General features: G+C 52.8%; 4 protein-coding genes. 2 read left to right on the top strand and 2 right to left on the bottom strand.

The features are described from left to right. The first annotated feature begins 9 nt into the window (after positions 1 to 9). Both IX84_RS10615 and IX84_RS10610 read left to right on the top strand, forming a co-directional pair. Positions 10 to 567, top strand: coding sequence for an NUDIX hydrolase (locus tag IX84_RS10615; protein ID WP_052515936.1), 558 nt, complete (start codon positions 10 to 12; stop codon positions 565 to 567). 7 nt (positions 568 to 574) lie between these two features. Continuing rightward, on the top strand, positions 575 to 1249 hold the full coding sequence (locus IX84_RS10610) for a haloacid dehalogenase type II (RefSeq protein WP_044219914.1): 675 nt from the start codon (positions 575 to 577) through the stop codon (positions 1247 to 1249). A gap of 83 nt (positions 1250 to 1332) precedes the next feature. On the opposite strand, the gene IX84_RS30925 is transcribed toward IX84_RS10610, so the two are convergent. Beyond that, complete coding sequence (locus IX84_RS30925; RefSeq protein ID WP_052515935.1) at positions 1333 to 7326, bottom strand: GEVED domain-containing protein; 5994 nt, start codon at positions 7324 to 7326, stop codon at positions 1333 to 1335. A gap of 403 nt (positions 7327 to 7729) precedes the next feature. Beyond that, on the bottom strand, positions 7730 to 12544 hold the full coding sequence (locus tag IX84_RS30920) for a GEVED domain-containing protein (RefSeq protein WP_081968701.1): 4815 nt from the start codon (positions 12542 to 12544) through the stop codon (positions 7730 to 7732). Positions 12545 to 12722: the final 178 nt, after the last annotated feature.

Genomic DNA, 12722 nt, shown 5'->3' with positions numbered 1-12722 from the left:
TACCCTTACATGAAGGCAACAGTCCGCCCCGACTGGGAACGGCTGCGCTCTGAGCCCGGCCCTGCGTTGAAGATTTTCAATGTCCGGTTTGATCATATGCGCAACCCGCGCAACCAAAAGGTAGAGCGCATGGTGGTGCTGGAATCTCCGGATGCGGCGAATGTCGTAGCCCGCCGCGCCTCCGACGGTGCCCTGCTGTTTGTGGAACAATACCGGTTTGGCATTGGCCGGTACACCCTGGAACTCCCAGGAGGCATGGTTGATGCAGGGGAATCACAAGAGGTGGCTGCCCGCAGAGAGCTTTTGGAGGAAGCCGGTGCAAAGGCTTCGTCCTGGCACTTTCTGGGTAAGATCCCCTCTAATCCGGTCTTTCAGGACAGCTACATTTTTCACTGGCTGGCCAACGATGTAACGGTCGTACAGCCCCCGACGCTTGATGAGGGCGAAGATGTATACCTGCACTGGATCCCGGAAGCGGAAGTCCGAAGGCGGCTCTTCAGCGGGCAGTTTGAGCACCCGCACACCGTCAATGCCCTGCTCTTGTATTTTCATCATCTTCAAAAATAATGCCCCTATGCGCTCCCCTGCCTTTACCGAAGCTCATGCCCTGGTCTTTGATGCCTACGGCACCCTCTTCGATGTCAGCAGTATCGATCAGGCGCTGCAGGCTGAATTTGGCCCACAGGCTTCTCAAATTGCTCCGGTATGGCGGCAAAAGCAACTGGAGTACACTTGGCTTCGCTCGCTCATGGACCGGTATAAAGACTTCTATGCCCTCACAGAAGATGCCCTGGTCTATGCCCTGCAATCCACCGGCACCCACGCCAGGCTGGACCAAATCCGGACCATTATGAGCGCCTATTACGAACTAAAAGTTTTCCCGGATGCCCTCGAAGCCCTCCCCCTGCTCGCAGAGCGCTACCGCCTGGCCGTCCTTTCCAATGCCAACCCTTCCCTTCTGGAGCGGGCCTGTGCTTTTAGTGGCATAGATAACTACTTCGAGCAACTACTCAGCGCCGATGCACTGCAGGTATACAAACCCACTCCTGCCGTTTACCATATGGCAGCTGAGGGGCTGGAGCTGGAACCTGCACAAACCGGTTTTATCTCTGCCAATACCTGGGACATCGCCGGTGCTGCCTCTGCCGGCTTGCCTACCGCATGGCTCAACCGGAAGAGTGGTGTGCCTGAGGTTCTGGGGTATGCGCCCGGGCAAATCATCCAATCTCTCCTTCAGTTGGCCGCATAAAAAAAGCCACCGGTTACTGCATAAATGCAGCACCGGCAGCTTCAGAAACCTGATACCTTAATTCTTAGGGTAGCGGTTTACCTTCAGTGTGCGACCTGAAGGGGCAAACGCCACATCTTATCTTTACTGACCACCACCATCCAATACATACCGTGTGGTAAATCGGAGGTGGGCACATTCATTTGCTGGAAGCCCGCAGACAGGACCGCTTCGTGGGACCAAACCCGGGCGCCATCTGCTTTGAACAGGCTAAACTGTACACGGCCCTCATCCGGTTGCGTCCATTCCAGTGTCGCCTGATAGCTGGCTGGATTCGGGAAGACCTTGGGTGCGACTCCCGCTGTAACATCCTGGCTTCCAGCATAGTATCGTTGCTGGTTTGGCTCAGGGTTATCGTTCGAAGTCTGCAGCGGATCAACGCCTGGAGGTGGATCCTGCGTGGAAACGATCAGGGTATAATCCTCCGTTTCGCCCCAGACATAGTCCTCACAGGGGTCGATATTCGGAGCGTAGCTCATGATGACCCGCATACGGGTCTGCCCCGGCGTAGCTGAAGCCGGAATCGTGAATGATCCACTGTTCTGGAAGGGGTAATTGTTGCGTGTGTACACTTCTTCCCCTGGGTCGTCAAAGTCACCATCGATATTGAAATCCACATAGACGCCCCAGTTTTCCGGAATCGGAGAACCATTGAAACCAGGGGTGAGTATAAAATCAATTTCGTCACCAATGATCGCAGCATGCTGCATGGCCAGGAAGTTACCATAGCCACCGTTGTTACCGGAGTTATTGTTAATATCGCCGATCTGCACACTGGCCAGCCACTCCATGACGGAGCTTGCCGCCGCTGCACTACAATAGATCAGCGGCTCGACCACTTCCACCGTGTATTCTTCCACTTCTCCGTAGGCTACATTTGCACAGGGCAGTGGCGGACTGCCGTACTTCATAGAAACCCGCATGGTGTAAGTGCCTTCCGCCACCGTTGCAGGCAGAGCCATCAGGCCTGTCACCTCCGTATTCGATGGCCCGGAAGTGTAAAGTAGTTCATTGGGGTCAGAATAGTCCCCATCCTGGTCAAAGTCAATCCAGATACGCCAGAATTCATTAAAGGCAAAGGCAGCGTAGCCGGGTGTCAGGACAAAAGGATTGGTCGTGCCGGACTCCAGTGTAATGAGCAGCGTGGGATCATCTTTAAAGTTGCCCAGCCCTCCGTTATTGCCACTTTGGTGTTCGAATGCCCCGAATGCAAGTTTCTCAATCCATTCGTACTGCGTGGAATTGCCCCGGGAGTTGCAGTTTGACGGAGCCGTATCTTCAATGATAAAGGACAAGGTTGTGGAACACCCGTTCGTATCCGTAATGGTGACCTGATAGCTGCCTGCCCCCAGGTTGCTGGAAGAAGCCGAAGAAAGCCCATTGCTCCAGCTGTAGGTGTAGGGCGATGTGCCGCCATTAGCGTTGATCGTTGCGCTGCCGTTGATGCTTACACTCGCTGGTGTAGTGGTGACGCTCGCACTGAGTGCCGATGGTTGCTGCACAACAATATTGGCGGAAGCCTGGCACCCCAGCACATCAACAACCGTAAGGCTGTAACCGCCGGCGGAAATATTTTCAAGTGCCGCTGTGTTGGCACCGGTATTCCAAATATACTGGCCGTAGTTGCCAGAACCACCGGAGACGACCGTGGTGACCTGGCCATCGCTTCCACCGTTACAGGAAACATTTTCAGCGATAAGCGCAACTTCAAGCTCATTAATTTTCATCACTTCTGTAGAAGCGACTGCGGTGCAGCCATTCTGGTCCGTCACCGTTACTTGATAGACATTAGGATTGAGCCCGGAGATCGTGCTCATAGTCCCACCATTGCTCCACAGGTAGGTATAATTTCCGGTACCCCCTGATGCAGTTACAGAAGCGACACCGTTGGCTGCACCAGAACAGGTAGCATCGGTTGATGCTGCTTGCAAAGTAATAGCTGTTGGGGCGGTCAGGTTGATCGTGCTGGAAGTTTGGCAGCCGTTTTGGTCGGTTACGGTAACCGAATAGGCACCAGCACTGAGCCCGCTCAGGTTCTGAGCTGTGCTACCATTACTCCATTCGTAACTGTAGGGAGCCTGCCCACCACTTACGATCAGTGTCAGAGCGCCATCGCTGGCACCTGCACAATCCGGATTATTACGAATAAAGCTTAGGGTTATGGATGGTGGCTGTGGCACATTGACGGATGAGATTTCCACACAGCCGTTGGCGTCGGTTACAGAAACGGTTAACCCGCCAGGCATCAGTCCGGTCACAGTGGAGGCCGTCGCTCCATTGCTCCACAAATAGCTGTAAGGCGGTGCTCCTCCGGTAACACTCACCGTAGCGGAAGCACTGCCGCCGGAGCAACTTGCTGCAGCGGCTGAGACGGACAACGACATAGAAGAAGCGGGCTGCACGATGGCCTGTTCGACAGCGCTGCAGCCGTTGGCATCCGTTACCGTAAGCGTGTAAACACCCGGTTGAAGGCCCGTAGCGACGCTGCCCTGTGCCCCGTTGCTCCAATTGTAGCTGTAGGGGGAGGCTCCACCGGTGACCGTAGCGGTAATGCTGCCTGTGCCGCCATTATTGCAAGCGACATTGGTTGCGCTCAACGTTATGTCAATCGGCGTTGCAGCACCAACGATTGCGCTGCGCTGAACTGAACAACCGTTGATATCCGCGACGGTGACGGTGTAGGCACCGGGGCTTAAGTTATTTATTGACAGGTTACCGGAGCCATTGCTCCACTGCACAGTATAATTGCCAGAACCTCCTCCGATGGATTGAATGGAGGCGCTGCCGTCGTTATTGCCGAAACAGGAAACCGGTGTGGCTGTCACTTGTACGTCCACGGGGGCCGGCTCTCCGAGGGTGGTCTGAGCCTGAGTCGTGCACCCGTCTCCATTGGCCACCGTAACGCTATAGGCCCCGGCAGTAAGCCCGGTAACATAAGACCCCGTACTGCCGTTGCTCCATTGGTAGGCATAATCGACCTCCAGGCCTTCGCTTACCGTTACACTAATGATGCCATCTGCTACCCCACTGCAACTGGGCTCCACTTTATTAAAGCTGACCTGCAATGGGTTAGGCTGAGCGACAGATAGCATTTCGGTTATGCTTTGGTTCCCATCCGAAACCGTAACGATATAGGTGCCGGCAGGAAGATTGTTCACACTTGACCCTGTCGCGCCATTGCTCCAGGTATAGGTATAACTGCCACTGCCGCCTGTAGCTACTACGGTTGCACTTCCGTTATTGCCACCGTTGCAGGTTACCGGATTGACATTGGTGACTTGCACGGTAAACTCGCTCCCGCCTGAGTTATTCAGGCAGAAAGGTGTGGCCTCCTGGCTTCCAAACTGGCCGCCACTGGCCAGCAGTACGCCATTTTCATCCCGTACCTCATAGGAGCCATTGCCATTTGAGCCACAGCACATACCATCATTATAGGAATCCTTGATAATAAATTCGAAACAGCCATAGGGCAGGCATTCTGTTACCGTCAGGGAAGACATAGGCCCTTGTTCAGGATAAGGCCCTCCGGCAGCCACCACATTGCCGGAATCATCCCGGATTTCCCAGCTCGTCTCCTGAGGCCTGAAATCGAAGTTGAGGGTAATATCAATTTCGGTCTGGCAAGCGAAGAAGGTATGAGGCCTGGCTTCCGTGCGCCGACCAAAACCACTGCCTGCGATCCCCGCTTCAATAGCATACCAGCCTTCTTCACCAGAAGGTGCCGTCATATCAAAACTGGTGCCACTTGTAGTCCCCTGCAGCTCCATAAACTTAGCGCCCAGGCGGTATATTCTGTAAATGTTGGCTCCGTTGACGGGGCTCCAGGTCAAACGAACCTGATTGCCAGGGATGGTACTGACCTGGAAGTTGGGTTGTCCAACGATCGCCAGGTTTCCATTGGTACTGCTCATCTGGCTGCCACGCCGGACACGGACCCGAATAGTGCCGCTGGTGATATTAGGCACGTTCCAGTTGAAATGCCGGCGGCTACCCACGATGCTGGTGGCGATGGTGTTCCAGGAGTTACCTCCGTTAGCAGAGTATTCCAATGTAAAGGAGCCGTTGGAGCCATAAGCGTCCCAGCGGATGGTGGTGGACTCACCAGGTACGAGCCCGTCCCCTGCCTGTGGGTAGACCAACTTCACTTCGTCGTAGAGGAAGGTGTATACAACCACGTAGTCCTGAGTGAGGCTTGGCACCAGGAAGCCATCTACTTTAACGGTATAAGTGCCGGATGCCGGATCCTTGATGCTGACTTGCTCCACATTATTGATGCGGTCGATGCCATTGTAAGCTGGCTTGGTGATACTATCAATGTGGGGCACCGTACTCAGTTTCCAGGGATGTCGTACCTGCCCGCCCGGAGTCGCTACCGAAAGATCAAGGTCATTCACCAGGGCCTTTGCAGCAACAGTAGAGCCCTCCGCGTCGGTCCAGTAAATCATGATCCGGACCTCCTTGACATTTACCGGAACAAAAACACTATGCAGATTGGAGGAACCATTGCTAACAGATGCCTCGATATACTGCTCATTATCAATGACCTCGAACGCCCGGCCGGCATGCACCCGCCCCCAGCCAAAGTCGTAGTCAGGGCCAGGGTTGCCAAGGTCATCGGCTGTGTTCAGCAGCACCCCTTTGATCAAAGCCGCAGTGGGGTCCTGATTGTTATTCAAACTGCGATAAGCGTGCACCAGAGAGGCTGCCGTACCTGCCAGAAAGGGAGAAGCAGCGGAAGTGCCTCCTCCAGGCCCATAGCTATTATTCGGGCGAGTGGAATAATTCCCCTGCCCGTGTACGCTGATGTCAGGCTTGATACGGCCATCTACCGCAGGGCCACGGCTGCTTGAAGCGACCCGGTTGTCATCGTAAAACAGATTGGCCACGGCAAATACATTCTTCCCGGACTTGCGCCCTCCGGTAATATTGCCATATCTAAAGTTATTTTTGACCAGTGCCCCATAAACAGGGCTGCAGGCAGAGGAGGCGCTGTTGCCAGCAGAGAAAAAATGCAGCAGATAGCCATTATCATAAACCTGCTTATCAATATCGCGGGAAGTGGAAGTGTAAACGCCACCACAGCCCTCGCCAAAAGAAGAAGAGGTAAGGACGAAGCCCTCACTTGCCTGCAGGCTCGATGCTGCACTAATATGAGGGTAGCCGGAGATATCGTAAAGCTTCAGAGAAGCTCCGGGAGCAGCACCAATACCAAGGGGGTCAATATTGCCCGCCCCGCCAGCCAGCCCCAGGGTCATATCCCCATGGGTGCCAAAATTGGTACTGGTTAAATCCTGCAAACGGCCACGGAAGTCCTCATGGCTAACGCTACCGTCGTCTCCAATAAGAATGTAAACCCCTTCGCCATCGTATTGCAGCCCGGGCCCTGGACTGAGCAGGTTTAACCGGTTTGACGTCCGGCCAACAAACCCTTCATGCACAGGTGGCGCTTCAGGGAGATTGATATACTGCACAGCAGGGTGCCGCGCAATGCTCAAAAGGCTGTCTTCCGGTATAGTAAGTGACAACTCCGCAGGCAGGGTGTCAACGGGTGTATAGCCAAGCCCCTCAAGCGCTGCTTTCAGTGAAGACTGAGTAACACTTGGCCAGGGGCTTACCACAATATCCAACAATCCATTGTTGTAAGCATAGGCCGGAAAATTGTTAGTGGCCAGCGGAGTAGACAACTTAAAGCTGCCGTCGTAGGGAGCAAGGGCACGGGCCTGAAGCTCACTAAAATTCATGGATTCCGGCACCTTAGACAGGTAGGCGTAATTGGGGATATAGGCAAAAAGCTCTACGCCATCCTGTTCCAAAACCTGAAGTACATTATCGTCCGGTATCTCGTCAAACTGAACGATGATGTAGTAATTCCCTTCGTACAAGAAGTCAGTGAATAAGGAGTCGCTCTCTGAGCTCGGCAATGCAAAAGCACCAGATGGTACAGCCCCCGAATGGAAACTAACTCCATAGTCCTGTGATGCCAGTGGCGAAACTCCAATTAGAATAAGAAGAATGATGAACAGTAAAGTACATCTCATATCCTGTCTGCATTTTGTCTGGGTGCTGCAGCTCATATCTGAATGATCAGCAATGAGCTGCCTCAAATTAATTTCATTGCATAAAATGGATAGGGCGCTAAGCAATTAAGCTTAATACCTGCTCCAGCCCCGGGGGATAACCTCAGGGTAGTTTTGTGTTTGCAAAAATTGTGTGAAGTTCCGTGTTTGCTGACAGTTTCCTGTAACCTAAAAAGGGGAGTAATTTCAGCTCGGCATTGTGTGACAAGTAATGGGACCGGACCTTTGGTCAGATCATATTATGCCTTACAAAGTTATGTGAATATAACTTATAAGTCAAATCCTGAACATGTTTAAATTGTGACATAGCCGATATATTTATCTAATTCAAATATTTTGCCGTACAACTGACAATTCCTTCCCATCACTGTTTGATGATATTTTGCGTCATTACTTTTCCTCCTGCTCTCACTTGCAGTTGATATAAACCCGGGGGCACCTGATGAAGAGACATCTGGAACTGCTGAATACCGCGGCCATCTTCCGGTAAGTCCCGAAACACGGTCCGCCCTAACCCGTCGAAAAGCAAGGCTTCGACAGCCCCCTCTTCTTCCTGTACAAAAGCGTAATGCAGCGTACCGGCCGCAGGTACCGGCCATACTTTCAAGGCTCCTGACTGATGCGTAACCTCCCCGGCCTTGTTCTGCAGGAAGGAAGGCCCATTACCGGTACTTCTCAAACCGGTACCCGGCTCCAGCATCAACTGATAGTCCTCCACTTCTCCCCAGGTAAAAGTGCCACAGGGATTCAACAAAGCATTCCAGCGCATCTGCACCCTTACCAAAAGCGGGCCGGGCATAGTAGATTCTGGTATTTCCAGCATGCCACTGACCGGGCCTACTGCCGGGCCGGATTGATAGACCAATTCGTTGTCATGATTAAAAATCCCATCACGGTTGAAGTCTGCCCACACACTCCAAAACTCTACCATTGGAGCAGCACTATACCCGGGCGTAAGGGTCATTGGTAATGACATACCGGGGCTTACCGTATGTGACAGATGGGTGTGATTCCCATACCCTCCATCATTGCCGGAAATATGGCCTAATCCTCCTATTTGTACCCCCTCAATCCATTCCTGAGAAGTGCTCTGCCCGGTCGACATACAATATTCAAACGGACTAACGACCCGGAGTAAATAGTCTTCGGTTTCTCCATAGAGGGTCACCCCACAGGGCTCCGGTGGTGCGAGAAAGCTCTGACTAACACGCATAGTCTTCAGACCGGGCGACAGCGCCGCAGGCAATTGAAGCAGAAAGGAAAGCTCTGCTGTGTTTTGCTGACCGGAGTGAAAAACCCGCTCTCCCTGATCTTCAAAGTCCCCATCTTCATTCAGGTCTATCCATACACGCCAGAAAACGGGCAAGGTACCGCCCTGAAAGCCAGCCGAAAGTGATACGTTGCATAGCTGACCAACCCGTACTGACATCATCATGCCTGCTGCATCCACAAAAGATTCATACGTTGTTGCATTCTGACCAGTCTGCCTGACCATCGTATCTACCTGAACCGCCTCTATCCAGTTGTAAGCATTATTGCTTACAGACGGTTGACAATGCTCCGGTGCTTCCGAAGAAACCTCTTCACTGAAGATACGCTGGCAACCATTGGCATCGGTAATCGTCAATTGGTACACTTCGCTTTCACTAATGGTCATCGTAGAAGCGGTAGAACCATCTGACCATTGGAAACTATACGGAGGGACACCCCCGAAAACCGATACCTCCAGGTGATTCAGGGTGTCCGTATAGGTAATATTGGCCCCAATCTGCGGCGGGCTGTCCAGTTCGATTTGCCCGGTTGCCGTACAGCCCAGCACATCTGTGACTGTTAGCTGGTAATTCCCCGGGGCAAGGCTGGTTGCTGTGGATAAGTTGCTGCCATTGCTCCACTCATACTGGTAGGGAGGGTATCCTCCAACCACAGAAGCGAAAGCAGCCCCATTTTCTTCATCTGCACAAGCTGGCGCATCTCCAGCCAGATACAACGCCAAAGGACTGGCATCCAAAACCTGTGCAGTTGCTGCTACGGAGCACCCTTTGCTATCCTGCACTGTGACAGAATAGCTCCCTGCTGGAATTTGTTGCAATTCCTTGCCCGTATCACCGGTACTCCAATAATAATAATAAGGTGCTGTACCTCCGGAAACCATGGCGCTGGCCATGCCGGTGCTTACCGTGCCACAACCGGAATCCTCAGTAGCAATCACAGCACTTAAAGGGCCTGGTTCTGATATGACTAAACCGGATGTTACGCTGGTGATCTGGTCAGAAATGGTAACGGTGTAGGTGCCTGCCGGCAAACCTGTTATTTGCTGGGAAGTGGCACCAGTGCTCCAATGGAAGGTATAATTGCCAGAGCCTCCATGAGGATAAGCAACTGCCCAGCCATCCGTTGCGCCATTACAACTGACCGATTCTACTGCTGTAGTAAAGGCCTGTAAGGCAGGGTAATTGGACTCCATGCAAAAATAAGCCGTGCCATTGCCACCAAAGTGGCTGCCTTCAGCCAGCATGTGCCCCTGCTCATTAAAGAGTTCGTATTTTCCCTCACCGTCTTCACAACAAAGCCCATCGTTGCCGCTATCTCGCACAGAAAGCGTAAAGCAGCCATCCGGCAGACAAATTGGGACTTCTATAAGTTCTCCCGCCAGGTAGTCCGGATAGGGCCCGGCTATCATCAAATCTTGTCCAGCTTCATCTACCAAAGCCCAGGTGGTTTCTCCAGGCTTATCATCCAGGAAAAGTTTGAGCACTGCTTGGTTATTGCAAACCGATTGGCGGTAAAAATGAGCTTTAGCCCTTGGCCCTGCGCTACCTTCAGTGGTCTTAGCACGTACGCTAAACCAGTTCCCGCTACCCTGCGGAATTGAAAACTCAAAAGCCGTCTGGCTCGTTTCGCCTATAGGCTCCATGTATTGTTCTCCAAGCGCAAACACCTCATAAGCCGTAGCGCCTTCCACTGGTGCCCAGTGCATAGTAGCTTTGTGAATACCCGTTTGTTCAATAAAGAACCCCGGTTTGCCCAAAATGGTAAATGGCGCTGATACACTGCTGGACTGAGCGTTACTTAACCGGACCTGATATGCACCAGACAAGCCTGCCGGTACTGTCCAATTGTAAAGCCAGCTGTGCCCCGAAAGATTGGCCGCAATCGTGGTCCAGCCACCCGATCCTGCTTTTCGGTAAGCCAGTGCAAGCGGACCTGTAACATCAGTTCTGTCCCAAACTACTTTGAGCTGATCGCCGGGTGCTACCGTTGTTTGCGAAACAGGGTGGCGGATATCCAGGCCTGCGGATTCAAACCGGTAGACGATGAATGCAGATTGTGGCCCCTCCGGAACGAGGTGCCCTTTAAGTTTAATCGTGTAGTTGCCGGGAGCCGGGTCCTTAATCACCACTTGCTCCACATTATTTAAGCGGTCAACCCCTGGTTTTGCATTAGCCGTCAGGCTGTCAGGATGAGGATAGCTCGATAAGACCAGAGGATGGTACAGTTGCCCTTCCGGTCCCAGAACCCGGAGGTCAAGGTCATTAACCAGAGCCTTTTCTGCGATCGGAGCACCGGCTACATCGTGCCAAACTGCCATCACCTTTACCGCTGATGCACCCTCCGGAACGACCAGAGAAAAGGTACGTTCTCCTCCATGGCTCAGCTTAGTGGAATAAAACTGCTGGTTCTGAACCATTTCCAAAGCAACCCCTGCATCAGCCAGCCCCCAGCCATGCTGAAAATCGGGCCCGGGCCGGCCGATATCTCTCGCTCCATTCAAAAGAGCCGCCTTCAGAAGGGCCGAAGGTGGATCCTGCCCGCCAAAAAGCATACGATAGGCCTGTGTCAGCCGGGCAAGGATGCCTGCAATCACCGGAGCGGAGGCGGAGGTACCGCTGGCTGTAATGTAGCCGTTGGCAGGGCCGTTGGCGATAGCATTTTGACCTACAGCAACGATGTCTGGCTTGAGGCGGCCATCTTCTGCCGGGCCAACGCTGCTGCTCTGGGCCAGGATTCCATCTGTATCCACATTCCCAACTGTGATGCCATTTTTCCCGGCCTTCCGCCCCCCAGTCAGGTTAGCAAAAGGCGCAGTGTGATCGAATTCAACAAGCCCGTAGACCTCGCTGCAAGTGCTCCCCCCTGCGTTGCCTGCTGAAAAACAGTGCATGAGCACTGGAAAGAAATGCATCTGATCGTCAAGTGCAGCTGCTTTGGAACTGTAAAAGCCCCCACACCCGTCACCGTAGGAGGTAGAAGTGATGGTCACCCGGTGCTGATTGTAGTTTTCTACTGCCGCTTCGTGGTGCAGGTAATCCAGTATAAAGCTCAGGTGGATCTTGGCGGCAGGAGCCAGGCCCTGCGCTTCGGGCAGCAGATTGCCGGCTCCGGCAGCAATACTTGTGGTCATTTCCCCGTGGCTGGTCCCAAAGTCATCACTCAGGTCTACAATCAGCCGGTTTTTGAGGTCTTTATGGAATACATTTCCATCGTCAGCAATACCAATAACTACGTTTTCACCAGTGAATGCGCCTTCCGTAATATTGTGCACAATTGGCGCCCCAACTACAGCTCCGTTTTGAAGCCCCTCCGGAACAGGAGACTGCTCAGCCTCCTCTATCAACCAAACGCCAGGATGGGCAGCTATGGCAGGAATGGCCTCCACTTCCACGATGCCTTCCAGAAAGCCCTTTTGGTGCTTTTCAGGTTTGAAAGCTGCAGGGAGCCCTGACAGCAGCGCCCTGGCATCAAGGCCGGGCATAGGATGTACTGAGATGTTTACAGTCCCACTGCTCCGGTTAATGGCAGTAGCACAACTCCCGGCTATTTTGAAAGTGCCCAGCATAGGCAGCAAAATGGGAAAAGGTAAGTCAGATGGGGATAACGGACCGGACAAACCCACCAGATAGGACCGGTCAGGCAGATATTGGATAAAGCGCAAGCCCTGCCCTTCCCAATGCTTACGCTCCTCTATAGAAGGAAGCTCTGCAAATTGAACGATCAAAAACGTCTCGCCCTGAAAAGTGTATTCCTGCCATGATTGAGCTGCCCGGGCCCGATTGCTAAGGGAAGTAACCGCATCTGCGGTAAGCGATACGGACTGAAGTTTTAAAGGCGTTGCCTGCTGTGTATAGCTAAGGGTACTAATCAACAGCAAGAATACTAGTGATAGTATGCTAATTCTCATGTTTCTGTGCAATTACCAGTACTTGCTTTTTGTAGCAATAGTACCGCTTACAGCTTGGGTTAGGCTGCAAGTGTTTAGGTCATCTTTTTAAAGTGGTCGTCGCTGTGTGCTTCTCAGGCACTACCTCTGTTCGGGGGCACTCGCATTCTCATGGATTACTAAGTTTTTTTGCGGAAAG

This window comes from Phaeodactylibacter xiamenensis, assembly GCF_000759025.1.
GTDB lineage: Bacteria > Bacteroidota > Bacteroidia > Chitinophagales > Saprospiraceae > Phaeodactylibacter > Phaeodactylibacter xiamenensis.
This window is presented reverse-complemented; position numbering and strand designations above follow the sequence as displayed.

What these genes read in the sequence shown, in the direction of transcription:
- IX84_RS10615 (WP_052515936.1), top strand. Translation starts at nt 10, where the DNA reads ATGAAGGCAACAGTCCGCCCCGACTGGGAACGGCTGCGCTCTGAGCCC.
- IX84_RS10610 (WP_044219914.1), top strand. Translation starts at nt 575, where the DNA reads ATGCGCTCCCCTGCCTTTACCGAAGCTCATGCCCTGGTCTTTGATGCC.
- IX84_RS30925 (WP_052515935.1), bottom strand. Translation starts at nt 7,326, where the DNA reads ATGAGATGTACTTTACTGTTCATCATTCTTCTTATTCTAATTGGAGTT.
- IX84_RS30920 (WP_081968701.1), bottom strand. Translation starts at nt 12,544, where the DNA reads ATGAGAATTAGCATACTATCACTAGTATTCTTGCTGTTGATTAGTACC.